This window comes from Paenibacillus sp. UASWS1643, assembly GCF_008693195.1.
GTDB lineage: Bacteria > Bacillota > Bacilli > Paenibacillales > Paenibacillaceae > Paenibacillus > Paenibacillus amylolyticus_B.
Map to the genome: position 1 here is coordinate 71,178 of NZ_VXKZ01000108.1, position 24,085 is coordinate 95,262.

Below are 24,085 nucleotides of genomic sequence, written 5' to 3' on the forward strand. Positions count from 1 at the left end.
ATTAATAATTTATTCATATTTTCGCCTTCGAAAATGTATATACGATGTGATATACTCAGATATGTACTCACAGTTACATTCAAAACAAATAATCCTGTCGAAATTCTCGCAGGAGTCAATGTGCACATATTCGTATATACCAATAAGCCAGTAGGTTAGGCCAAAATCTGGGAGGGGTAATTCACTTGAAGCTAAAAGTATTGCCTATTGCTTTAACTGCCGTCATTTCAGCCGTTGTGTTGTTTGGAGGTTGGTTTGTATATCGTCAGGTGGCCGTGCAGAATCCGATTGAAAAGATGGTTACACGGTACGATGGAGTCAATGACGTTCAATTAACTATTAACCGCAATGACGTACAATTGAAACTGGATCTGCAACCGGATGTTGATTTGGGCAGACTGGTACAATATATTCACAAAGAAGGACAGACGGTGATTGGTTCACGCTCGTTAAAGCTGGATGTTGTGGATCATTCCAACGAGGCGCTTGAGAACTGGTGGGGTGATGCCATGTTTACCGTAGCCCAGGCGATGGAGAACAAGCAGTACACCGAGATTACACCAACGTTGTCGAAGATGGCGACGAACGGGATTAAAGTGAATACAGCTATGGATGACAACAATGTATATGTCAGTCTCAGTGACGGAGATGCCAGCAAGTTTATAATTCTGCCGCGTGTGCCCGGTCAGATAGGAGTGTGGCCTAATGCCTAAATGGACAAAAGAAGTTGCCATCGGATTTTTTCCTGTGTTGATTATTTTCCTTGCGTTTACTGGTGTTAATATTGTTCCGATTCTTATTGCAGCGGCGGTTGTCGGTGGTCTGCTGTTCATGATGCAAATGCGCGGCGGGATTACAGTAGGCGCTGCACAGGAACGTAAACGGAAGAAGAAAGGACCTTCGAAGCTTACTTTTGAAGAAATTGGAGGTCAGGACAGTGCCAAGCAGGAATTGCGTGAAGCACTTGACTTTCTCATCAAACATGAAGAAATTCGGAAGTTCGGAATTCGTCCGTTAAAAGGGATCTTGCTGACGGGCCCTCCAGGGACAGGGAAAACGTTGATGGCCAAGGCTGCTGCCCATTACACAGATTCTGTTTTTGTAGCAGCATCGGGTAGTGAGTTCGTGGAAATGTATGTTGGTGTGGGTGCCAGCAGAATTCGGGATTTATTCAAGGATGCGAGAACCCGTGCTACCAAGGAAAATAAGGAAAATGCCATTATATTTATCGATGAGATTGATGTCATCGGGGGTAAACGTGAAGGTGGTCAACAGCGCGAGTATGATCAGACTCTGAATCAGCTCTTGACGGAGATGGATGGAATTTATTCTTCTGAGACACCTCGAATTCTGGTTATAGCTGCAACGAACCGCAAAGAAATGTTGGATAGTGCCCTGACACGTCCGGGACGTTTTGACCGTCACATTCAAGTGGACTTGCCCGACAAAAAGGGCAGAAAGCACATTCTTGAACTGCATGCTGTGAACAAACCTCTGATGGAGGAAGTTAATCTGGAGAAGACAGCCGAGGAATCATATGGGTTTTCCGGTGCGCAGCTTGAAAGTGTTATGAACGAAGCAGCAATATACGCCATGCGGGACGGACTGTTACACATTGAACAACGGCACTTGTCCCTGGCCATTGATAAAGTCATGATGGGTGAGAAGACAGACCGTGAGTCCAGTGTGGAAGAGAAGAAAAGGGTCGCCATTCATGAATTGGGACATGCCATTATGGCTGAACTCGTTCGTCCAGGCAGTGTTAGTCAGGTGGCACTTAGTCCGCGTGGTCAGGCGCTGGGATATGTACGTCACAACCCGCAACAGGAACAGTTCCTCTATACGAAGCGTTTCCTGGAAGAGCAGATCATGATTGCACTCGGAGGAGCCGCTGCGGAGGAAATGTACTACGGTGGACGTTCCACTGGGTCACGCAATGACTTTGATCAGGCAACCAATGTTGTACAGACGATGATGGCTTCGGGGTTGACTTCACTTGGGATTGTGAACATGGATATGGTCACAACCGAGGAACTGATGCGAGAGAATAAATTAATTCTGCAAGAACTGATGGAACAGACAAAGCGGTTACTTGAAGAACAACGGACAATTTTCGACAATTCACTTGACATCTTGATTCGTGAGGAAGTTTTGTCTGGCGAGCAATTTCGTTGTCAATTTCGTGACAGTGCCCTTCTACCAGCATAATTTATTTATGCTGGTTATTTTTTTTTACATTTCACTCGTGCTAAGATATTATTATATGTTGGGTCGAAATTTGTAATTTTCGGCGAACAGGGTACAATAGAGAAATAGAGAACCGAAAGGATGGAGTAGAACCATGTTTTTCAAAAAAATAGGAGTTGTCGGCGGCGGTACGATGGGGCAAGGTATTTCCCAGATGCTCGCAGCCAAAGGACTTGATGTGCTTCTCGTGGAGCATACAACACAAAAGCTGGATCATGCATATGACATGATCGAAACCAATCTGGATAAACAACTGGAGAAATGGGCGATTACAAAAGCGGAGAAGAAATTGATTCTTTCCCGTATTACCAAGGTAGCTCATTTAGCTGAACTTGGAACTTGCGACATGGTCATTGAGACGATTTCAGAGGATCTGGATGCGAAAAAAGCAGTATTCAGCCAACTGGACCAAGTTTGTCCAAGCAATGTCATTCTGGCAAGTAATACATCCACGCTGAGTTTGACCGAGCTTGCAAGCTCGACCAAATACCCAGAGCGTGTTATTGGTATGCACTTTATTCACCCGGTATCCCGGGTTGATCTTGTAGAGATTATTCGTGGACTGAAAACTTCGGATACAACATTCGAAGAAACCAGACGTTTTGTTGAAGAAGTAGCAGACAAAAAAGGAGTCATGATCTATGAATCACCTGGATTCGTAACTTCCCGCTTGATCTGCCTGCTGATTAACGAAGCGTTGCATGTATTGCAAGAAGGTGTTGCATCTGCTGAAGATATCGATGATGCAATGCGTATCGGATACAACTTCCAGCATGGACCACTCGAAATGGCTGACCGTTTTGGATTGGATTCTGTTGAAGCTGCACTCGAAAGAATGTTCCGTGAATTCGGAGAGTTGAAATATCGTCCTTCTACAGTCCTGAAGAAAATGGTGCGTGCAGGACACCTGGGTGCCAAAACAGGCGAAGGATTCTTCAAGTATGACAAGGATGGTGACCGACTGTGAAAGTACTCGTAATTAATGCGGGGAGTTCCTCGCTCAAATATCAACTGTATAATATGACTGACGAATCTGTACTGGCTAAAGGTTTGGTGGAACGGATCGGAATGGATTCCTCCATTCTGACACACAAACCGACAGGCCGCGAGGATGTTACAGAAGTTAGCGAGATTCTGGAGCATACAACAGCGATCCGTAAAGTCATTGATATTTTGACTCATAAAGAAAATGGTGTACTGGATTCTGTAAGTGAAATTCAAGCTGTTGGACACCGTGTTGTTCACGGTGGTGAAGCATTTAAAGAATCTGCATTGGTAGATGATGCTGCCAAAGCTGAAATTCGTCGTTTGTTCGACTTGGCTCCACTTCATAACCCTGCTGCAATGATGGGGATTCGTGCAGCTGAATTAAATATGCCAGGTGTGCCTCAGGTAATGGTCTTCGATACAGCGTTCCATCAGACGATGCCGGAAAAAGCATATCTGTATGCTATTCCGCGTGTACTTTACAAAAAATATAAAGTACGTCGCTACGGCGCACATGGTACTTCCCATGATTTCGTAAGCAAGGCAGCTGCTGAATATCTGGATCGTCCAGTGGAAGATCTGAAAATCATCACTTGTCACATCGGTAACGGTGGTAGTGTAACAGCAGTTAAAGGTGGCGTATCCGTTGATACTTCGATGGGTATGACTCCACTAGAGGGACTGATGATGGGAACGCGTTCGGGTGACCTTGACCCAGCCATCGTACCTTATGTAATGAACAAGGAAGAACTGAGCGTAAGCGAAGTGAACTCCATGTTGAACAAACACAGTGGATTGCTTGCGATCTCGGGAATCAGCAGTGACATGCGTGAGATTACGGAAGGTATGGAGAATGGCGATGCCAACTCCACGCTTGCTTTTGAAATGTACGAATACCGTCTGCGTAAATACATCGGATCATATGCAGCTGCAATGAACGGTGTAGACGTGATCGTCTTTACGGCTGGTGTAGGTGAGAACTCTGTTGTACTTCGCCAAAAAGTATGTGAGCAGCTCACTTATCTGGGTGTTGAACTGGATGAAGCGTTGAATGCCATTCGTTCTGGTGAACCACGCCGGATCACAACAGCGAATTCCAAAGTGGAAGTTCTCGTTGTGCCAACAAACGAAGAATTGGTAATTGCACGCGATACACACCGAATCGTATTGAATTCTCAGTAATCTAACTGTAAAGTAAATATAGAATGACAAGGAAGTGCAGAGGACAGGCATAAGCCTGCCCGCTGCATTTTCAAATTCAGGAACCAAGGGGAGATATGGGCATGAATACGAATTGTGTAATTCGTAATGTGAACGAGCATGTGGGCGAAACCGTAACAATCGGTGCCTGGATTAACAACAAACGTTCCAGCGGTAAAATTCAGTTTTTGCAGTTGCGTGATGGAACCGGATATATTCAAGGGGTTGTTGTAAAAAGTGAAGTTAGCGAAGAGATCTGGAACAATGCCAAGAGCCTGACTCAAGAAAGTTCTTTGTATGTTACAGGGATTATTCGTGAAGAACCTCGCAGTGCGTCCGGTTACGAGATGACTGTTACTGGGGTCGAAATCATTCATCTGACTGAAAACTATCCAATCACGCCTAAAGAGCATGGTGTTGATTTCTTGATGGACCATCGTCATCTGTGGCTTCGTTCCACGAAGCAACGTGCGGTTATGGTGATTCGTGCAGAGATTATTCGCGCTGTTCAGCAGTTCTTTGATGGTAACGGATTCACACAAGTTGATCCTCCGATTTTGACACCATCCTCTGCGGAAGGAACAACGAACCTGTTCCACATCAAATACTTTGATGAAGATGCTTATCTGACACAAAGTGGTCAATTGTATATGGAAGCCGCAGCCATGGCGCTGGGTAAGGTATATTCATTTGGTCCAACATTCCGCGCAGAGAAGTCCAAGACACGTCGCCACTTGATTGAGTTCTGGATGATTGAGCCGGAAATGGCATTTGTAGATCACGAGGAAAGTCTGCGCGTACAAGAGAAATTTATCGCTCATGTCGTTCAATCCGTGGTTAAAAACTGCCGTGCAGAACTGGAATCTATCGGTCGTGACGTATCCAAACTCGAAGGAATCGTAGCTCCATTCCCGCGTATTACGTATGATGAAGCGATTGAATTCCTGCATGGACAAGGCTTTGATATTCCTTGGGGAGAAGACTTTGGTGCACCGCACGAAACAGCGATTGCTGAGAAGTACAATACACCTGTCTTTATCACGCATTACCCTGCTGGAATCAAGGCTTTCTACATGAAACCAGATCCAAATCGTCCAGAAGTTGTTCTCTGTGCTGATATGATTGCACCAGAAGGCTACGGAGAGATTATTGGCGGTTCGCAGCGTATCGATGATCCGGAATTGATGCAACAACGTTTTGAGGAGCACAATCTCTCGGATGAAGCTTACCAATGGTATCTGGATTTGCGTAAATACGGATCGGTTCCTCACTCCGGTTTCGGTCTGGGATTGGAGCGGACGGTAGCATGGATCTGTGGATTGGATCATGTACGTGAAACAATCGCATTCCCACGTATGCTCTATCGTCTGTACCCTTAATGCTTAACCGAGGAGCGTCTATGGAAGACACCACATCCAAAGCTTGGTTGGATGGAGCAGCTTATGGCATGACTTCGGGTACAGCCCATCTGCCGTATGCCTTGTTACGTTTTTATCACCAGCTTGGCCTATCAGATGCAGAAGTGCTTCTTCTGATTCAACTGCTAGGGTTCCGTCAGGCAGAGTTCAATGAGTTTCCCACGCTTGAAGAGCTTGCGGCGCGCATGGGACTTGCACCTGAAGGCATTGCCAGAATGTTGCAACGTCTGATGAGGGATGGGTATATTGCTATTGACGAGCACCGTGACGAAGAACGGGACATCCAGTACGAACGATATGATTTACATGGATTATATGCCAAGCTTGCAGCGTGCACTGCTGAAGAAGTAGCCGCATTCCGTGCGGAGCAGCAGAGTAGAAATACAGCACGTCAAGATTCGAACAGTGTTCAAAAAGAAGAGGAAGAACGGAACATGTTCTCCATCTTTGAAAAAGAATTTGGACGTCCGCTCTCTCCAATGGAGTGCGAGACGATATCCGGCTGGTTGGATCAGGACCGTTATCAAGAGGAATTGATTCTAATGGCTCTGAAGGAAGCGGTTTTTGCAGGCAAAGTACATTTCCGGTATATCGATCGAATTCTGCTTGAGTGGAGTCGCAATCGTGTCAAGACCGTTCAAGACGCGAAGGCGTACACGCAGCGGTTTCGTAATGGTGGACGTTAATTCCAGCGTAGGCAGGGACAAGAAACAGGCCAGAAGTCATTCTGTGCCTGTTTTTTTTGGATTAAAGATTGGATGAGTGATCAGTAACATCAACCTTTCAGGCAATGATTTCACTTTGTTTTACAAAAATTTGATAGATCACGCAGGGGTTAACACACAAGCTGTCGTCTATTGTATTGGAGAGGAGGGGAGAGTTATTGATGAAGCGCGCGTAATCGAACAAATCCGTCAAGGAGATACATCCCAGATGCGTACTCTGATTGATAAGTATAGCCAGCATGTATACCATGTGGCCTATTCCGTACTCAGGAACGATCAGGAAGCACAGGATGCAGCTCAGGAGGCGTTCATACAGATGTATAAGTCTCTCCCCGACTACCGTTCTGAAGGTTTCAAAACGTGGTTAACCCGAATTGCCTTTCACAAAGCGATTGATGCCAAACGCAAGCTGGGCAGACGAACTGCTGAGGATCTGGGTGGAGAAGAAAAAATAATCAATATGCCCGGACGGGATGAAGACGTTCTTACCCGTCTCGTTCGTGAAGAACGTCAGGATAAACTTCGCGAACGAATTAATCAGTTGCCTGCTCAGCATCGTGACATTATCACTGCGTATTATCTAAGCGAAAAAAATTATGAGCAGATTGCCAGTGATGCACAGGTGGCTGTGAAGACCGTGGAATCCCGCTTGTATCGTGCACGGCAGTGGATTCGAAAACATTGGAAGGAGGATGAATGGCGTGAGTAAACAGGAGAAGTATACCGCTGCGCAATGGACTGATTATATTGAAGGCCATATGAGTGAAACTCAAGCGAACCAAATGGAACAGCTTCTGATGGAAGATCCGGATGCGATGGATATCTATCTGGAAGCGCTTGGTATCCACAGAGAACTGCCTCCGCTACATGACCCAACAGGGTTTGCGGATTCAGTCATGCATCGGATTGAGGGCATTCAATCACCCAATGTACAACGCAAATCCCGTGCTGGACGAAACCGGCGCTGGCTTGATCATAAAGTGTTCCATTACGCGGTAGCAGCCTGTTTGACATTGATCTTCCTCTCGTCTGGACTTTTTGACAAGGTAGCACCATACCACAAGTTCCAGGATGGCGACCACAGAGGGTCTTTTACCGAGAAATGGACGGAGGCAGCCACTTCATGGCTGGATAACTTCAAGCCTAAACCATAAATAGTTTTGCATTGCCTGAAAAGAAAGGATGACGACTGTGCACTCAGATCGTAACAAATTACTCGCATTTCTATTAAATCTGATACCAGGTCTCGGTTTCATGTATTGGGGACGGGCCGCAAGAGCCGTGATTTATCCATTGCTTTTCTTCGGAACAGCTGTTGGCTCATTCATGTTAGCAATGGTCACTAATGAACAAGATTTAATGATTATTGGAGCACTTTTTGCAGCTTTCTTCTGGGGGATCAGCATGCTGGACATGATTATTGTTCTGCTCCGTGCACCTTCTGCCCGAGATGCTCATTATAGGGGATACGGTGCGCCTTATGGAGCTCCTCCACACCAAGGAACAGCCTACCAGGGAGCATACATGGGTCAGCAAGGACCTATGGAGCAGATGAATGAAGATGAGCTACATCAAGGTAATGAATATGGTCACCATGAGGGTGGATATGGTCAACCCATGTACCGAAAAGGCAGTGAGGGTGAACGGTTCTTCACCATTTTGCTCTCATTTGTTCCGGGATTGGGTCACCTTCATCTGGGATTGTTGCATCGCGGGTTGTCCTTCCTGATGGCGTTCTTTGGTTCATTTGCCATGATGGTTTTCGTGGCTTCGATCACCAATGAATCGGTATTTCTGATGTTCTTACTCATTCTGCCAGTAATTTGGGTATACTGCATGTTTGATGCCGTGCAGCATGTCCACCGTAAGCAGGCTGGAGAGGTACTGCAGGATCGGACGTTATTCGAGGAATTGGAGATGGGCAGAGTAGCCGGACGACGCAGTAAAGTGCTTGCAACCCTTTTATCTGCTTTTCCAGGTGCGGGTCATCTATATCTGGGTTTGCAAAAAAGAGGCATGCAACTGATGTTCCTGTTCCTGGGCAGCATCTATGTTCTGGACCTGCTTCACTTATCAGTGTTCCTGTTCATGATACCGTTGATCTGGTTCTACAGCTTCTTTGACGGGCTACAGTGCTCCAGTCGCTATGGACGCGAGCCATTGATCGATCAGCCGATCTTTAAGGATTGGGCCCGCCATCAGCGCTTGATTGGATTCGGGATTGCCGCGCTGGGTCTATATTACCTGACGATCCGTCTTGTCATTCCACAGCTGAATGAACTCTTCCCTAATGCATTTATGACGTATGAGATCCGTTCCTATTTGAACACCGTCATCGTATCCTTGCTGCTCATTTTTGGCGGTTTGAAACTGCTGTTTGGCAAGCAACGGGGGACGGGGATCCATAGTGCTGCTCATCGAAATGATGAGGGAGCAGACAGTCTCTTTTTATTCAAGGATCGGGATGATCGACTGTAATTTACGATCCAAGTTGAATTAAAGAATATTTACACTGACACTACGATGACAGAGCAACCTTCCAATCGCCGTTATCCCACAACATAAAAACACGCCAAGGGCTATGTATACCAGCCTCTGGCGTGTTTTTGGTTTTGCAGCTTTGATTTTGAATAAATGATTGCTATTTCGTAGCGCCCTTCAGCAGAAGTTGACGGTACATCACTTCGAACAGGAACTCGAACGCTTCCAGATGACGTTTCGCTTCAAAAGCATCTTTACCCCAGGCATAAATACCGTGGTTCCGAAGCAAGATCCCTGGTACGTTGGTATCAAGTACACCTGGCACCAATTCAGCGATAGATGGAATATCTGCAAAGTTAGGCAGGACGGGTACACGAATCTCCGCATTTTCTTCCCAAATGTTGAAAGCCTTGATCAATTCGATTCCTTGAATCGGTACGTGTCCATCTGCTCCAAAGAATTCACTGATTAGGTTGTTGAACACGGTGTGCACGTGAAATACAGCACCGCAGCCGGTCAAACGATAGATTTCACAGTGAATCAACGTTTCGGCACTTGGTTTCAACGTTGTTGTCTCAATTGCTTTGCCGTGCTTGTCCACAAAAAGGAAGTCTTCCGGTGTGCGAAGGGATTTGTCTTTGCCTGAGGCGGTAACCGCAAAATAAAATTGCTCCGGGTCAAAGTCTCCTACACGCATCGACAGATTGCCGCTTGTTCCAGGGAACCAGTTACGACTGGCGAACAACGCTTTAATATCAGCCAGTTCTTCAAGGACCTGACGTTTGTGTTCCAATGTAATCTTTTCAAAGCCCATCGTTTACAGCACTCCTTGTGTTTGCTTCTGTTTCATATCTTCGATGATATCGTAAAAGGTAGTGAATGGCACATGGTCTACACCCAGCTCAATACATTTGTCCGTTAAAATGGAGCGAGAGTAGACGAGATCGGCAATCTTTGAACCCTCAAAATCTGTCAGACTGTCTCCAATAAGAATTCGATTATATTGATCTTCCGGAAAGGTACGAATCACGGTTGTTTTACACATGCCGCAGCCGTTCTCACAAGGAGGCTGGCAGGGATTCGGCCATTCAATCTTAATGGTTTCACCCGAGAAGTCAGCTCCGTTGCAATAGACATGATCCTGCGGGATATGAAATGGTGCGAGTAACGGTTCGATAAAAAAGTCCATACCGCCACTGGTCACATTGAATTCGATCCCTTCGCTGCGAACGTAGTCAAGAAACTCGCTGAAACCTTCACGGATCCCCGCTTGTCCAAGCACAAACTCCACAATTTCATCTTTCTGCGATGCAGGCAGAAGAGCAAACATGGCTCCAACACCTTCACGCAACGAGATGTTCTGCTCGATCGTATCTTTCATGATCGCTTCAATGCCCTCAGGCTTGAAATGTTTCATGATCGCTACGATGTTGTCCGAGAGGGTGATCGTACCGTCAAAGTCACAGAAAATGACTGTTTTCTTATCACTTCTCATCGTTCGCCACCCCACAGGTCCAATGCGCTTTTTAGCTCCGGATGCTCGGTTGCATATTGCGCGAGTGGAATGGAACGCTGAGCTGCCTCAATCGCTTGCAGGAATGCACGTCCGCCTGCCTCAGTGCCCATAGGATGTCCATGAATACCGCCACCAGCATTAACGATGACATCTGTACCAAAGTCGCGCAAAATAAGCGGTACAAGGCCTGGATGGATGCCGGCTGAAGGCACTGGCATACTGGTTCGTACTGGCAGATCAGCTGTCAGTAATTGCTCCGTGATGGCCATATTTTCTTCCTTAGGCATCGTTACGGATCCATAAGGGGAAGGGAAGAGCACCAGATCGGCACCGGCAAGACGCATCAACTGGCCAAGTACAACCGAAGCTGAAATGCCGTAATGTGGTGAAGGATATAGTGCGCCTGCAAGAGCAGGATGAGCCATAATTGGCACATTGATGTCAGGATCACTGCTGAGTTCATGCAGCACATCATATCCGTAAGACAATACGTTGAATAGCAGGGCATTTGCTCCTGCACCTATGGCACGTTCAGCTTGCTCTTTCAGACGAGATGTAGGCCCAGTGAGATTAGTTGCATATAGAAGTTTCTTGCCAGTCTCCTGGCGTGCCTGTTCGGCAGCTTTCATGCAGACCTCGACTCTTTTTTCGATAGGTGTCAATTTATTCTCGAACAGGATCTCATCGTCTTTGATCAGATCAACGCCCCCAAGGGCCTGACGAATAAATTGTTCACGCAGTTCATCTGCATCCAGCCCAATAACTGATTTGAAGATACTCATTAATAGTGGACGGTCATGTACACCAAGCAGATCACGAACGCCATTCAGTCCAAACTTGGGTCCCGGGAATGCACTGAGGAAGCCATTCGAGAAACCAAGCTTTGTTAATTTGATCCGGCCATCCATTGAGATTTTGCCAAAGACCGTCACAAGCAGGGCAGGGATATCACGGCTGAAGTTAACATCGGGATATCCGATGGTAATATCGGCGTAACGCTCACCCGCAGCCATGCCATCAGCTTCATGGACTTCTACGCTGATTACTTCACCGAGATGCTTCTGCATCGCTTCGCGCTGGGCTTGTGGCAACTCCGTCCAACTACCCACGGTCATGCCAATCGCGATGGACTGAGCCTTCTTGCGAAAGTCTGCATGATCATCGTGCAGACGATATGTGGCTGTGCACATGTTATTCATTTTAAATCCCCTTCCAAGGCAGCTCCCATCTCCCGTGAGCGCTCTGCACAGCGGTTGACGGCTGCGATTACATTTTCAAAGAAATCTCCTTCGTCCAGCGTTTTCAGTGCTGCTTGCGTTGCCCCTCCTGGGGATGTCACATCACTACGAAGCTTCATCGGTTCCAAACCGGTTTGTTGTACCATACGTGACGCGCCAAGCACCGTCTGAACAGTGAGATCACGAGATTGCTGGCTGGATAAGCCACCACGAATACCTGCGGCAATCATGGCCTCCATTAAATAGTATACATAAGCAGGGCCGCTTCCGGAAATCCCTGTGAGCACTTCGAGTTTATCTTCAGGCACGATGGTCACGATACCAACCGCTTCAAACATGGTCATTACCGTACTGCGCTGTTCATCCGTAATCTCCGCAGAGAAGGCAAGCCCGGTTGCACCAAGTCCAATGGTACTGGATGTGTTCGGCATGGTTCTGGCGATTGGCTGTTTACGACCAAGCAAGGACTGCATCGTGCGGATTGATAATCCGGCGATGACAGACACGATCAGTTGATCAGGTGATAACAACGGACCAAGCTCGCGCAGCGCTGCGGCAGCATCTTTGGGTTTCATACAGAGTACAATGACCGGAGTGGAGGCAAGGTGATCCAGAGATTGTGAGGCAGTTCCGGTATGTACAGCATAACGGGTGCTGAGCTCCTCCTGACGTTTCTGGTTGCTGCGGTTCAGCATCGTAATATCCTGAGGACGAACGACTAGGCGGGAGATCAGTCCGCGCACGATGGCTTCAGCCATCGCGCCTGCTCCGTGGAAAGTAATCTTCTGTTGTAATAACGTCTGTTGCTCTTGACTCATATTTATCGTTCCTCCTATATAACTGGTGCTGGTGCTGGGATGTTATTGACGAATCTGTCCATTGCCTGTAATCCGATATTTGGTTGACGTCAGTGCTGGTAGTCCCATTGGTCCTCGTGCATGCAGTTTCTGGGTACTGATTCCGATTTCGGCTCCATAGCCAAATTCAAATCCGTCGGTGAAACGCGTGGACGCATTGTGATAGACGGCTGCTGCATCCACATCATGCATAAAGCGCTCTGCATGGTCTGTATCACGGGTTACGATACACTCGGAATGTTTGGTTCCGTAATGTGCGATGTGCTGCATCGCTTCGTCCAGGTTCTCGACCACCCGGATATTTAAAATGTAGTCGTTGTACTCGGTCGCATAGTCTTCCTCGGTTGCCTCAAGGGCAGAAGGAACAAGTCGGCGCACGGTATCGCAACCTTTCAAGATTACATTGGCCTCACGGAATTGCTCGGCAAGAGCAGGCAGATGCTCTTCTGCATATGCGGCGTGCAGCAGCAACGTTTCCATGGAGTTACATACGGATGGCCGTTGTGCCTTGGCATTGATGGCAATTTCGGCTGCCATAACTGGATCAGCTGATTCATCCACATAGGTATGGCAGATGCCTGCCCCAGTTTCGATAACAGGTACGGTTGCATTGGCAACCACATTACGAATGAGGGAAGCCCCTCCGCGTGGAATGATAACATCCAGCAGTCCGTTTAACTTGAGCATCTCATCTACGGAAGCACGATCTGCATCTTCAACCAATTGTAAAGCATCAGCAGGCATGTCTGTCGTTGTAAGTGCCTGATGCAGCACCTCGACAATTTTACGATTGGAGGACAGGGCAGAGGAGCCACCGCGCAGAAGCACTGCATTACCTGTTTTGAGACATAATCCAGCTGCGTCTACAGTTACATTAGGACGAGCTTCGTAGATGATGCCGATCAGGCCAATCGGCACTCTTAATTTTTCAACATGCAATCCGTTAGGACGGGTGAATGTCTCCAATACTTCACCGACTGGATCAGGCAGATCTGCAATCTGACGTAATCCTTCAGCAATGCCAGCAATGCGCTCCTTATTAAGTGCGAGCCGATCCAGCATGGATTCCGGCGTACCTTGTTCTCTGCCGCGATCCAGATCTTCAGCGTTTGCCGTAATGATGGAATCCGTCTCTGTAATCAATGCATCTGCCATGACACGCAGGGCCGTATTTTTCTGTTCTGTATTCAATCGGTTCAGCTGTGGAACCGTGGCTTGGGCTTTGATGGCTTTTTCTCTGACTTCACTCATCTTAATTCCTCCTCATATATAAAAAATTAAAATTTTAACCACATGTTGGACTAAAGATTATTCACACAGTCACTACGATGACAGAATAACCTTCCAATCGCTGTTATCCCCAGATTTTTTGATTCCCTTTTCTAAAGGGAAAATCCGGGGATAAGCGTATGCTTCCGATGTAGCTTTCTTTCAGAAAGCTTTTAGGCGAACGCTCCGCTTTTTCAGGTATTTTCTGTCCTCTCCGTTACGTATAAATGATTAGTTTAACTTAATATTGGTTCATGTTTTATTTTAACGTAATCCATTCGTCTCTATGAATAACCTCAAGCCTGTGGATGCTAGCGAGTTGTTTCATCACTTCGCCACTGGGAAGTCCGACAATGAGTCGAAGCTGGTCATCATCATAATTGACAATACCGCGACCAAGCAAGGTTTCATCCAATCCAATGACCTCTACGACATCTCCTGCATGGAACGTTCCCAGTACCCGCTTGACGCCTACAGGCAGAAGACTGTGCCCCCCATGGACAAGTGCCTCTTCAGCACCGGCATCTACAACGACTGTACCGAGTGGAGTGGACATGAAGCCCAGCCACTGCTTTTTACGGGATAACGAAGCGAGGCGTGTCTCAAAGTAAGTTCCTTTGCCCGTGCCATCAACCGCCTTCTGCATATCTCCGGGTTCTTTCACACTTCCCACGAATACAGGTACGCCTCCACGTGTAGCAACCTTGGCTGCATCAACTTTGGATCGCATGCCACCTGTACCAACCGATGATCCTGAACCACCGGCAAAAGCATAGATCTCAGCCGTGATTTCGGGGATACGGTCGTAACGCACGGCAGAAGGATCTTTACGCGGATCTGCGGTGTACAGGCCGTTGGTATCGGTAAGAATGATCAGATGCTGTGCCTTCACCAGGTTTGCAACCAACGCGGACAACAGATCGTTATCACCAAACTTCAATTCGTCCACCGACACCGTATCATTCTCATTAAAAATCGGAATCACTCGCTGTTTGAGCAGTTCCTCCACAGTCATGCCTGCATTACCCATGCGTTTACGACTGTGAAAGTCTGTGCGGGTTAACAGAATTTGCGCTGTAGTAACGCGGTGCGCTGCAAAAGCCTGTTGATATGCCTGCATCAGTAATGCCTGCCCAACGGCCGCTGCAGCTTGTTTCTCATGCAACTGTTTGGGCCGCTGAGGGTAACCGATCTCCCGGAATCCGGCCGCTACCGCTCCTGAGGTGACCAGAAGTACTTCATGGCCCTGATCAGCCAATGCTGCAATTTCTCCGGCAAAAAAAGTGATCGAACTGCGATCCAGACCGCCTTCTTCCGTTGTAAGCGAGCTGCTTCCAATCTTAACTACAATACGTGAAGTCATGGTTTCACTTCCTTAAACATGATTAATAAGTGTTTCTGGAGCAGGCTTTAGCGGGTACAAAAAAAACTCCCGCCCTTTAGTTAAAAAGGACGAAAGTTCGTTACTTCCGCGGTACCACCTTTATTGATGATTAGATCATCCGGCTTCATGCCCTGTAACAGAAGGCACTGTCCTGCACGTAACAGGCCGCTCAGGGGTAGGTTTCAGAGAAGAGCCGCGGTAAATTCTTTCAGCAGGGTGGAATTTACTCTCTGGGCGCGACTGATATTCTCTTACTGGTCCCGTCATCACGTTTCGTTCAATATTTCTTATAACATACCATGGAAACTTGGCATATGCAAAGGGGTTATGGTCCTGTAAATTACTTGAATAAATTCAGCTTGCCAATCCGTTCCACAGCTTCGCGTAATCGGTTTTCATCACTGAGCAGTCCTGCGCGGACATAGCCTTCACCATGTGAACCAAAACCGACACCTGGGGCGACTGCCACCTTGGCTTCCCGCAGTAACAAGTCCGCAAATGAAGCAGAGGTATAACCTGCAGGTACAGGCAACCAGCTGAAGAATGAACCTGCCGGTTTCGAAGCTTGCCAGCCAATCGAGGAAAGAGAGTCATAAAATGCATTGCGACGGGATTCGTAACGTGAAACCAGCGAAGTAACACATTCCTGGGAGCCAGTAAGTGCTTCCGTTGCCGCAGCTTGAATCCCACCGAAGAGACTGACATAGATATGATCCTGAAGCAGATTGATTTTAGAGACAATCTCTGCATTACCAAGCGCGAATCCAACACGCCATCCAGCCATATTATATGTTTTGGATAACGTATAGAACTCAATGCCCACTTCTTTGGCACCAGGGGCTTGCAGGAAACTTACGGGACGATGTCCGTCAAATCCAATCGCACCGTAAGCAAAATCGCTGGCAACTACGATTTGATTTTGAATGGCAAATTCAACGGTATCTTCGTAGAACGAAATGGGTGCCGTTGCTGACGTTGGGTTGTTGGGATAGTTCAGGAACATCAGCTTGGCCTTATCCCGATCTTCGGCTGTAACAGCTTCGTAATCCGGCAGGAATGCATTGGACTCGAGCAAAGGCATAAATGACATGTTTGCTTTGGCGAGTGCAACACCAGACCAGTAATCGGGGTAGCCGGGATCTGGAACGAGAACGGTGTCGCCGGGGTTAAGCAGGACCTGAGGTAACTGAACCAATCCGGTTTTTCCTCCGAACAGAATGGCTACTTCAGTCTCGGGGTCCAGATCAACGTTGTAATCTTCCTTATAACGTTTGGCGACAGCTTCCTTCAGGAAAGAGTAGCCTCTAAAAGGGGAATATTTATGGTAGAGGGGATTTTCAGCCGACTTTTGCAGTGTTTTCACAATATGAGGTGGTGTAGGTGTATCCGGGTTGCCCTGCCCCAGATTGATCACATCATGTCCACTTGCGATTTCACGATTTACATTTTGAACAAGGGTAGCAAAAAATTGCGTTGGCAGCTGTGTCATCACATCAGAAGTTGGTATCTTAAAAGCTGAACGAGCAGTTATATGGTCTGGATGGGTCATTATATTCATCACTCCGGTTATTAAAAATGGCAAATAGTTCTCATTAATTTATCACGCCAATCCCGAGCTGTATAGAGGGAAATCGACTTGATCAGGTAGCACGTAGAGCAATAGCGGAGGATTGTACAAAACTGAAAGTGCTTATTTAGTTTTGTCCATTGAGCTAAGAGAAGCCATGTTTTATGATAATATCCGATAATGATAATCAATATCATTAATTCATTCCACAACGCACATGATATAGGGGGAGAAATAGAAATGAAAAAGGGCATTCGAAATACGGCAGTATTATTTACAGTAACGTGGCTATCCATTTTGCTACTAGCTTGTGGAAATCAGGCTGCAACACCTGCTGCCGGCACAGATGAATCCAAAGCAACCACAGAAACGACAGGGACCACGACTGCAATGGAAGAAACGAATGAAGGCGAGACCCGGATATTCAAAGACTGGACAGGCCATGAAGTAGAGGTTCCTGTAAATCCGAAGCGAGTTATCTATCACGGAGAAGTTACAGGGGATCTGCTCGCGCTTGGTGTTGTCCCTGTCGGCATACTTCGTCAAGAGGGAACCGTATTCGATGATCAGGTTGCTCAGGCAGAAGATGTAGGATTTCCGATCAGTGTGGAAAAGGCGTTAGACCTGAATCCCGATCTGATCATTTTCTCCAACAGTGACGAGGGTCAATATGATCAGATCGCGAAGGTTGCACCCACGGTTACATTTGATTCGTTTGGTTTAATAGAAGATCGCATGCGTACCCTTGGCGATTTGTTGAATAAGAAGCAAGAAGCGGAGGACTGGATTACGGCTCATCAAAAAGCGACTGAAGAGATGTGGACGCAACTTCATGAGAACGGATTGAAAAAAGGGGAGACCGCTTCGGTATTCACCATGTATCCCGGGAACCGTCTGTTTGTCATGGCGGGTGCAGGATTGCCACAGTTGTTATACGGAAAAGACGGGCTGAAGCCAACCGCGGAAATCCAGAAAGTATTGGATGAAGACATGGGATTTGTAGAGATTTCGACTGAAAAATTATCTGAATTTGCCGGTGATCGGATATTTATTCTGGATCCTGTGACCGACGATGCGAAACAATCCACCAAAGAATTGCTAGATAGTTCAATCTGGAAGAACCTGCCTGCGGTGAAAGAAGGAAAAGTATACCGCTTTGATATCGTCAAAGCTTCGAGTGATGCCCTTTCCAGGGAGTGGTTGTTACAAGAGCTGCCAAAACAGATGATCCAATAATTGGTGATGAGCTAGTAAGGCACTGGTAACACCTTTGAGTAATGCGGATTTAAAAAGTAAAAGGAGCCTTCAACCTTTCGTTGAGCGCTCTTTTTTGCTGAATAAACTCATATCTGGATTATTGACCATCGCTCGCTTATAATCAGACCATACAGAATGATTGATAATTATTCTCATTTTAGAAAAACGAGGTGAACCGACATGCAGGCTTTGGATGCCGATGGGGGAGCGTTGTTCTTTTCAGCATTCATGTTTCGGCTGGATCATCTGGTACGACGAATTGAACCACCTGAACAGGTGATGCTGGAAGTTGCTTGCGAGAAACATGCCTTCCTGATCTGCGAAGAAGGGGATGGGCGTTTATATATTGGACATGAACAGTTTCCGTTTACCACGGGATGTGTTTATCCGCTTTCTCCGGGAGAGGGGCACCAGATTGAACATCGTAATAACTTGGAATTGAAATATTTCGTAATGGCTTTTGATGTTATTCATGTGTTGACGGGTGATCCCGAGCTCTTTACCCGCCCTGTATTTGAGCACAGAAACCAATTGAATGGTTATCCCTATGCTCCTTTAAGTGGTCTGCTTGAGCAAATGTATGCCATTCGGAACTATAAAACAGATGCCGAATACAGTCATTTGAATGCACAGTTCCAAAAATGGATGGAGATGATCATTACCCGGTACACTTCTCCAAAGACGGAACAGAGTATGGAAGCAAGACTACACAGTACGATTCAGTATGTGGACGACCATTATGCTGAAGAAATCACTGTACAGAAACTGGCACGTCTTGCGGAGATCAGACCTGTACAATTTACGACTCTTTTCAGACAACTCACGGGTCACAAGCCGCTCGATTATGTGAATCATGTACGCATCAAACATGCCAAGGACTGGCTTCGCAAATCAGATGAACCACTTCGGGATATAGCGAGTCGCGTAGGGTTTAAGGATGAGTATTATTTCAGCAGGCGTTTTCGCCAAATGACCGGATTATCCCCTCGTCAATATGACAGATCCATTCAACAGCAGACGTTGGTACAAGACTGGTTGGGTCATGATGTGAATATTCCAGTAAACCCGGAACGAATTATGTATTTTGGAGATTCTGCGGGAGATCTGCTGATGCTGGGCATTCAGATATTGGGAGATCAGACCTATGACGCGGTTGCTCCGGTTAATGTGGAAGCAGCTGTTCAAATGAAGCCGAATTTGATTATTTTTGATAGCAGCAATGAACAGCAGTATGAACAACTTTACCGGATTGCTCCGACGCTTGCTTACAATTCACATGCCACGTTGGAAGAACGAATGCGCAGATTGGGCAGCTGGTTTGGCAGACAACCTCAGGCTGAACAATGGCTAACCTCCTATGAGGAGCGTACTGAGCAGATGTGGGCGAAGATCCATACTGTGATTGAAGAGGGGGAAACGGCTTCCGTATTTACATACCATCGGGGTGCACGATTATTTGTTATGGGCAATATCGGTCTAGCGCCATTGTTATATCATCCGATGGGATTCAGGCCAGTTACCAAAGTGAAGGAAGCACTTGCAGCGGGCAGAGCCTATAAGGAAATTTCGGCTGAAGCGGTACGTCAGTATGCGGGAGATCATGTATTTGTTATGCTGCCTGAGGAAGTCGTGGCGAGACAGGCTACAGAGATGCTGATGAAAAGTCCCAGCTGGAAGGCCCTTCCGGCTGTGCAGAATGGACGGGTATACCCTGTGGAGGAGTCAACATGGAATGTGGGTGATGCGCTCACGAGTGATCGATTGTTGACCCTGCTGCCTGAGTTGTTATGTGGAAGTTCATAACAAAAACAGGCTTGCAGTCTCCAGGAGGATCAAGCTATGATAGCAGGTATTACGGTTCAGAGGAGTGCTTGTCATGACAGAAAAACAACAGGGAGAAATGCGTGTAGCCCTGATTCAGGGCGATATTCAACTCGGAGACCCTGAGGCCAATCATAAACATATGCAGACGTTGCTTGAGCGTGCGGTAGAACAATATCCGGATCTGGGGCTGGCTGTGTTACCTGAGATGTGGAATACGGGCTACGCTCTGACGCAAATTCATGAACTCGCTGACCCGGAAGGCCAGAAATCTCGGGAATGGTTGTCTGCTTTTGCTCAAAAACATCAAATTTCCATCGTTGGCGGGTCAATCGCTGAGAAACGGGATGGTCAAATATACAATACAATGTATGCTTATAATCGTGAAGGAAAACAGGTCACTCGGTACGACAAATTACATTTGTTCCGTCTGATGGATGAGGAGAAATATTTACAGCCAGGTGCGGAACCTGAAATTTTTGAATTGCAGAACGGTCTTACAGCGGGTGCTTCGATCTGTTACGACATCCGGTTTCCGGAACTTGCCCGCACCCTTGCTTTGAATGGTGCCAAGGCATTGATTGTACCGGCCGAATGGCCGAATCCTCGTCTGCACCACTGGCGTACGTTGCTTACGGCACGAGCGATTGAGAATCAGATGTATGTGATCGCCTGTAACCGTGTGGGAAAAGGGGGAGACACCGAGTTTTTCGGACATTCCCTCATCATTGATCCGTGGGGTGAGATTGTAGCGGAAGGTGGCGAAGGGGAAGAGATCGTGACCGGAATCATTCGCCCATCCCTGGTAGATGAGGTTCGCGGGCGTATTCCCGTGTTTGAAGACCGTCGACCTGGCGTTTATTTTGGCGAAAAATAAAAAAATGAAATAAATTCTGCAGAGAAAGTGTTTATTCTTCCAGGACGCGGGTAATGATAACTATCCCGTTACCAAGGAGATGATCAATCAATGGACAACCATGTGAAAGATACGCTCAGGAGACTGGAACAGGATAACACAAGGGAAGATCACTTAAGGGCATTCTTAGAGAATGGAGCAGGAGGGCTATCACCGCCTGATTCAACTGTTCAGGACGAAGGCCGTGTAATGAATCAGCAAAACAGGCTGACAAGCGATCGTAATTTGCGTAAATAAACCGCCAGACATGAAGTTTTCTTATGTACGTTTCTACATTAACATTATAAATTAGCATTAAAGCTTAACAACTTAATAAGCAACATTGTACTCTAACCAGTTACTGTGATTGCGATGTAAGAACTTTATCCTGCGGATGCGGGAAACGAGTATATGACAAAGGCTTGGCCATAAGGGTCAAGCCTTTGTTTTGGTTCAGTATGAATTGTACCTAAAGAAATGTACCTATACCATAGAGCAATTTCTTAGTTTCCCTTTGACAGTTCGGCCACGGTTTGTTGAAACGTATGGATGAATGCTTCGGCTGCCTTCGACAGCACTCTGCCTTGACGATAAGCCACAACAAGTGTTCTGCTGGGAGTAGGTTCAGCAAGTGGCACATACACAGGCACGAATTCACTGCGCGGCGCACGGGCAATAAAGCGAGGAACCAGGGTAATACCCATACCTGTGGCGACCAGCGACTGAACGGTTTCAATATTGGTGCTCTCAAACACAACTTGGGGATCAAAACCAGCCTGCTCACAGAGATCAAATGTAAGTTTGCGGAAACCCTGTCCTTTTTTCAATACAACAAAGGGTTCATCCCGAAGCTCTTCAATTCGCACAGGAAGCGGATGTTCCGGATCTGCCCTGCGTGCCAGAGGGTGATTCGGAGGAACTGCCAGGTCAATCCGTTCTTCGCCAATAGTTACATAAGCCAAGCTTGGTTCTTGTAAAGGAAGAGATAGCAGACTCAGATCAGCTTTGCCGCTTGCTGTCAATTTCTCAAGCGTAAGTCCGGAGTCTTCCAATAAGGTTACCTCAATCTCGGGATAAGCTTGTTGGAACGCCGGAAGCACGTGTGGGAGCAAGTGTGAACCCGTGATCGGCATGCTGCCCACAACGACTTTACCTTTGCGAAGCTGGGAGATATCTGACATTTCCTGACGCAATAGCTCCACGGCATCTACGATCTTCTGGGCTTGCTCGACAAACGTAACACCCGCATGGGTTAACTCCACGGTACTTGTATTACGCTGAAACAGTAGCACACCCAATTCTTTTTCCAATTTGGATAATTGCTGGCTTAATGAAGGTTGAGCAATATGCAGCTTCTCTGCTGCCCGGGAGAAATTGCGTTCGGCCGCAATTTGCAACGTATATTGAAGTTGTCTGAATTCCATCGTCATTGGTCATTCCTTTCGTTATGCCACCATTATATCATTACAGATAAAGAAATCATTCTCTTTACCGAAACTACCGGTAAACTCAAATCTCAGGAGAGGCTTCTTTATTTTGTATAAAAGCATTGACAGCGAAGAAGCGGGAACGTAGTATAAGACTTATCTGATAATGATAATTGTTATCAATTGAAACCTCTGCGATGAGCAGTGGTTTATTTGCCATTCTCTCATTATAGGTTAAACCTATTACATCTATAGATATTATATCTTGGAACAATGAAGGACAGGGTGATATATTTATGTCATTCAAGAGCTTCACTTTTTAAAGGAAACACGAGGCTCTTCCAAGGACCGAACTTATAATGAGGTGAAAATGATGAGTAAAAAAACGATGTTTGAGAAAATTTGGGAAAACCACGTGATTCATCAAGAAGAAGGCAAACCAAGCATTCTGTATATCGATCTGCATCTGGTGCACGAAGTAACTTCTCCACAGGCATTTGAAGGTCTTCGTCTGAGCGGACGTAAAGTTCGTCGCCCTGAACTGACATTTGCGACAATGGACCACAACGTTCCAACGAAAGACCGTTTCAACATTACAGATCCTATCTCCAAACAACAAATTGATACACTTTCGCAAAACTGCCGTGATTTCGGCGTGAAATTGTATGATCTGGACACGATTGATCAAGGCGTTGTACACGTTATGGGCCCTGAACTGGGTCTGACTCACCCGGGTAAAACGATTGTATGTGGTGACAGTCATACGTCCACACACGGTGCGTTTGGTGCACTGGCATTCGGAATCGGAACAAGTGAAGTTGAACACGTTATGGCAACGCAATGTTTGCAACAAGCAAAAGCCAAAACAATGGAAGTTCGTTTTGTCGGCAAACGTAACCCGGGTGTAACCGCGAAGGATATGATCCTCGCAGTCATCGCCAAATACGGTACAGACTTTGCAACAGGTTATGTTATTGAGTACACAGGCGAATCCATCCGTGAGTTGAGCATGGAAGAGCGTATGACGGTCTGCAACATGTCCATCGAAGGTGGAGCAAGAGCAGGATTGATCGCTCCGGATGAAACAACATTTGAATATCTGCGTGGACGTGAATACGTACCAGCGGGTGCGAAGTTTGATGAAGCTGTAGAAGGTTGGAAACAGCTTGTAACCGATGAAGGTGCCGAGTTCGACCATGTGGTTGAAATCGATGTGGAGACATTGATTCCGCAAGTAACTTGGGGAACAAGCCCTGGCATGGGAACCGACATCTCTTCGAAAGTTCCTGTTCCGGCTGAATTGCCTACAGAAAACGAACGCAAAGCGGCTGAAAAAGCGCTTGAATATATGGGGCTTGAACCGGGAACACCAATCGCCGAGATTCCAATTGATTATGTATTTATCGGTTCTTGCACCAATGGTCGGATCGAAGATCTGCGTGCAGCAGCAAAAGTGGCTAAAGGTCACACGGTATCCAGTCAGGTTACAGCAATTGTTGTACCAGGTTCAGGACGAGTTAAAATCCAAGCAGAACAAGAAGGTTTGGATAAAATCTTTACGGAAGCCGGATTTGAATGGCGTGATGCGGGATGCAGCATGTGTCTGGCGATGAACCCGGATGTATTGAAGCCAGGACAACGTTGTGCTTCGACTTCCAACCGTAACTTTGAAGGACGCCAAGGACGCGGAGGACGTACGCACCTGGTATCTCCGGCAATGGCAGCAGCAGCAGCGGTTAAGGGTCACTTTGTGGACGTACGGGACTGGAATTTCAAAACAGAAGCAGCGATCTAAT

At 46.8% G+C, this 24,085-nt stretch carries 22 protein-coding genes; 14 read left to right on the plus strand and 8 right to left on the minus strand.

What is annotated here, in order from left to right; translation table 11 throughout:
• Positions 1–185: 185 nt before the first annotated feature.
• The 9 genes from FE296_RS14840 (at position 186) to FE296_RS14880 (ending at position 9,055) form a co-directional block, all read left to right on the plus strand.
• Positions 186–713 carry a hypothetical protein gene (locus FE296_RS14840; RefSeq protein WP_150365431.1) on the plus strand — a complete coding sequence of 176 codons (528 nt, stop codon included), beginning with the start codon at positions 186–188 and terminating at the stop codon, positions 711–713.
• Positions 706–2,208: an AAA family ATPase gene (locus FE296_RS14845; RefSeq protein WP_124116233.1), complete on the plus strand. Its 1,503-nt coding sequence runs from the start codon at positions 706–708 to the stop codon at positions 2,206–2,208. The genes FE296_RS14840 and FE296_RS14845 overlap by 8 nt, the downstream gene beginning before the upstream one ends.
• Before the next feature lie 133 nt (positions 2,209–2,341).
• Complete coding sequence (locus FE296_RS14850) at positions 2,342–3,214, plus strand: 3-hydroxyacyl-CoA dehydrogenase family protein (protein ID WP_017687750.1); 873 nt, start codon at positions 2,342–2,344, stop codon at positions 3,212–3,214.
• The gene (locus FE296_RS14855; RefSeq protein ID WP_124116234.1) at positions 3,211–4,416 is read left to right on the plus strand and encodes an acetate/propionate family kinase; all 1,206 of its coding nucleotides are present in this window, start codon (positions 3,211–3,213) and stop codon (positions 4,414–4,416) included. Before FE296_RS14850 ends, FE296_RS14855 begins: the two co-directional genes overlap by 4 nt.
• A gap of 101 nt (positions 4,417–4,517) precedes the next feature.
• The gene (asnS, locus tag FE296_RS14860) at positions 4,518–5,813 is read left to right on the plus strand and encodes an asparagine--tRNA ligase (RefSeq protein WP_017687752.1); all 1,296 of its coding nucleotides are present in this window, start codon (positions 4,518–4,520) and stop codon (positions 5,811–5,813) included.
• 20 nt (positions 5,814–5,833) lie between these two features.
• Positions 5,834–6,538 carry a DnaD domain-containing protein gene (locus FE296_RS14865; RefSeq protein ID WP_124116235.1) on the plus strand — a complete coding sequence of 235 codons (705 nt, stop codon included), beginning with the start codon at positions 5,834–5,836 and terminating at the stop codon, positions 6,536–6,538.
• A 247-nt stretch (positions 6,539–6,785) separates the two neighbouring features.
• Entirely contained in the window at positions 6,786–7,286 is a 501-nt protein-coding gene (locus tag FE296_RS14870; protein ID WP_152416945.1) for an RNA polymerase sigma factor, read from the plus strand.
• On the plus strand, positions 7,279–7,731 hold the full coding sequence (locus tag FE296_RS14875; protein ID WP_150365434.1) for a hypothetical protein: 453 nt from the start codon (positions 7,279–7,281) through the stop codon (positions 7,729–7,731). Before FE296_RS14870 ends, FE296_RS14875 begins: the two co-directional genes overlap by 8 nt.
• Before the next feature lie 28 nt (positions 7,732–7,759).
• Complete coding sequence (locus FE296_RS14880) at positions 7,760–9,055, plus strand: multi-tm2 domain protein (RefSeq protein ID WP_150365435.1); 1,296 nt, start codon at positions 7,760–7,762, stop codon at positions 9,053–9,055.
• Between the two features lie 163 nt (positions 9,056–9,218).
• On the opposite strand, the gene FE296_RS14885 is transcribed toward FE296_RS14880, so the two are convergent.
• The 7 genes from FE296_RS14885 to FE296_RS14915 all read right to left on the minus strand — a co-directional run bounded on the left by FE296_RS14885 (position 9,219) and on the right by FE296_RS14915 (position 16,871).
• Positions 9,219–9,872, minus strand: a complete 654-nt coding sequence (locus FE296_RS14885; RefSeq protein ID WP_124116239.1) for a methylthioribulose 1-phosphate dehydratase — start codon at positions 9,870–9,872, stop codon at positions 9,219–9,221.
• A 3-nt stretch (positions 9,873–9,875) separates the two neighbouring features.
• Entirely contained in the window at positions 9,876–10,553 is a 678-nt protein-coding gene (locus tag FE296_RS14890) for a 2-hydroxy-3-keto-5-methylthiopentenyl-1-phosphate phosphatase (protein WP_150365437.1), read from the minus strand.
• Positions 10,550–11,773, minus strand: coding sequence for a 2,3-diketo-5-methylthiopentyl-1-phosphate enolase (locus tag FE296_RS14895; protein ID WP_190945235.1), 1,224 nt, complete (start codon positions 11,771–11,773; stop codon positions 10,550–10,552). Before FE296_RS14895 ends, FE296_RS14890 begins: the two co-directional genes overlap by 4 nt.
• Entirely contained in the window at positions 11,770–12,630 is an 861-nt protein-coding gene (gene proC / locus FE296_RS14900) for a pyrroline-5-carboxylate reductase (protein WP_036671976.1), read from the minus strand. The genes FE296_RS14895 and proC overlap by 4 nt, the downstream gene beginning before the upstream one ends.
• Before the next feature lie 42 nt (positions 12,631–12,672).
• Positions 12,673–13,920 carry a glutamate-5-semialdehyde dehydrogenase gene (locus FE296_RS14905; protein WP_124116241.1) on the minus strand — a complete coding sequence of 416 codons (1,248 nt, stop codon included), beginning with the start codon at positions 13,918–13,920 and terminating at the stop codon, positions 12,673–12,675.
• Between the two features lie 277 nt (positions 13,921–14,197).
• Complete coding sequence (proB, locus tag FE296_RS14910) at positions 14,198–15,301, minus strand: glutamate 5-kinase (RefSeq protein ID WP_150365438.1); 1,104 nt, start codon at positions 15,299–15,301, stop codon at positions 14,198–14,200.
• Positions 15,302–15,662: 361 nt separating this feature from the next.
• Positions 15,663–16,871, minus strand: a complete 1,209-nt coding sequence (locus FE296_RS14915; protein ID WP_150365440.1) for a pyridoxal phosphate-dependent aminotransferase — start codon at positions 16,869–16,871, stop codon at positions 15,663–15,665.
• 258 nt (positions 16,872–17,129) lie between these two features.
• On the opposite strand from FE296_RS14915, the gene FE296_RS14920 reads away from it, so the two are divergent.
• From FE296_RS14920 to FE296_RS14935, 4 genes are all read left to right on the plus strand, one after another.
• Complete coding sequence (locus FE296_RS14920; protein WP_150365442.1) at positions 17,130–18,125, plus strand: ABC transporter substrate-binding protein; 996 nt, start codon at positions 17,130–17,132, stop codon at positions 18,123–18,125.
• A gap of 201 nt (positions 18,126–18,326) precedes the next feature.
• Positions 18,327–19,949 (plus strand): AraC family transcriptional regulator, encoded by a 1,623-nt coding sequence (locus FE296_RS14925; RefSeq protein WP_150365443.1) that lies wholly within the window; start codon positions 18,327–18,329, stop codon positions 19,947–19,949.
• Between the two features lie 73 nt (positions 19,950–20,022).
• Entirely contained in the window at positions 20,023–20,844 is an 822-nt protein-coding gene (locus FE296_RS14930) for a carbon-nitrogen family hydrolase (RefSeq protein ID WP_150365445.1), read from the plus strand.
• 90 nt (positions 20,845–20,934) lie between these two features.
• Positions 20,935–21,120, plus strand: coding sequence for a hypothetical protein (locus FE296_RS14935; protein WP_017687767.1), 186 nt, complete (start codon positions 20,935–20,937; stop codon positions 21,118–21,120).
• A 245-nt stretch (positions 21,121–21,365) separates the two neighbouring features.
• Here the strand turns inward: FE296_RS14935 and FE296_RS14940 are convergent, their stop codons facing one another.
• On the minus strand, positions 21,366–22,286 hold the full coding sequence (locus tag FE296_RS14940; RefSeq protein WP_091018273.1) for a LysR family transcriptional regulator: 921 nt from the start codon (positions 22,284–22,286) through the stop codon (positions 21,366–21,368).
• A 376-nt stretch (positions 22,287–22,662) separates the two neighbouring features.
• Here FE296_RS14940 and leuC point away from each other — a divergent pair, with 376 nt between their 5' ends.
• Entirely contained in the window at positions 22,663–24,084 is a 1,422-nt protein-coding gene (gene leuC / locus FE296_RS14945; RefSeq protein WP_124116247.1) for a 3-isopropylmalate dehydratase large subunit, read from the plus strand.
• Position 24,085: the final 1 nt, after the last annotated feature.

What these genes read in the sequence shown, in the direction of transcription:
- FE296_RS14845 (WP_124116233.1), top strand. Translation starts at nt 706, where the DNA reads ATGCCTAAATGGACAAAAGAAGTTGCCATCGGATTTTTTCCTGTGTTG.
- FE296_RS14850 (WP_017687750.1), top strand. Translation starts at nt 2,342, where the DNA reads ATGTTTTTCAAAAAAATAGGAGTTGTCGGCGGCGGTACGATGGGGCAA.
- asnS (WP_017687752.1), top strand. Translation starts at nt 4,518, where the DNA reads ATGAATACGAATTGTGTAATTCGTAATGTGAACGAGCATGTGGGCGAA.
- FE296_RS14865 (WP_124116235.1), top strand. Translation starts at nt 5,834, where the DNA reads ATGGAAGACACCACATCCAAAGCTTGGTTGGATGGAGCAGCTTATGGC.
- FE296_RS14870 (WP_152416945.1), top strand. Translation starts at nt 6,786, where the DNA reads ATGCGTACTCTGATTGATAAGTATAGCCAGCATGTATACCATGTGGCC.
- FE296_RS14880 (WP_150365435.1), top strand. Translation starts at nt 7,760, where the DNA reads ATGACGACTGTGCACTCAGATCGTAACAAATTACTCGCATTTCTATTA.
- FE296_RS14885 (WP_124116239.1), bottom strand. Translation starts at nt 9,872, where the DNA reads ATGGGCTTTGAAAAGATTACATTGGAACACAAACGTCAGGTCCTTGAA.
- FE296_RS14890 (WP_150365437.1), bottom strand. Translation starts at nt 10,553, where the DNA reads ATGAGAAGTGATAAGAAAACAGTCATTTTCTGTGACTTTGACGGTACG.
- FE296_RS14895 (WP_190945235.1), bottom strand. Translation starts at nt 11,773, where the DNA reads ATGAATAACATGTGCACAGCCACATATCGTCTGCACGATGATCATGCA.
- proC (WP_036671976.1), bottom strand. Translation starts at nt 12,630, where the DNA reads ATGAGTCAAGAGCAACAGACGTTATTACAACAGAAGATTACTTTCCAC.
- FE296_RS14905 (WP_124116241.1), bottom strand. Translation starts at nt 13,920, where the DNA reads ATGAGTGAAGTCAGAGAAAAAGCCATCAAAGCCCAAGCCACGGTTCCA.
- proB (WP_150365438.1), bottom strand. Translation starts at nt 15,301, where the DNA reads ATGACTTCACGTATTGTAGTTAAGATTGGAAGCAGCTCGCTTACAACG.
- FE296_RS14915 (WP_150365440.1), bottom strand. Translation starts at nt 16,871, where the DNA reads ATGACCCATCCAGACCATATAACTGCTCGTTCAGCTTTTAAGATACCA.
- FE296_RS14920 (WP_150365442.1), top strand. Translation starts at nt 17,130, where the DNA reads ATGAAAAAGGGCATTCGAAATACGGCAGTATTATTTACAGTAACGTGG.
- FE296_RS14925 (WP_150365443.1), top strand. Translation starts at nt 18,327, where the DNA reads ATGCAGGCTTTGGATGCCGATGGGGGAGCGTTGTTCTTTTCAGCATTC.
- FE296_RS14930 (WP_150365445.1), top strand. Translation starts at nt 20,023, where the DNA reads ATGACAGAAAAACAACAGGGAGAAATGCGTGTAGCCCTGATTCAGGGC.
- FE296_RS14935 (WP_017687767.1), top strand. Translation starts at nt 20,935, where the DNA reads ATGGACAACCATGTGAAAGATACGCTCAGGAGACTGGAACAGGATAAC.
- FE296_RS14940 (WP_091018273.1), bottom strand. Translation starts at nt 22,286, where the DNA reads ATGGAATTCAGACAACTTCAATATACGTTGCAAATTGCGGCCGAACGC.
- leuC (WP_124116247.1), top strand. Translation starts at nt 22,663, where the DNA reads ATGAGTAAAAAAACGATGTTTGAGAAAATTTGGGAAAACCACGTGATT.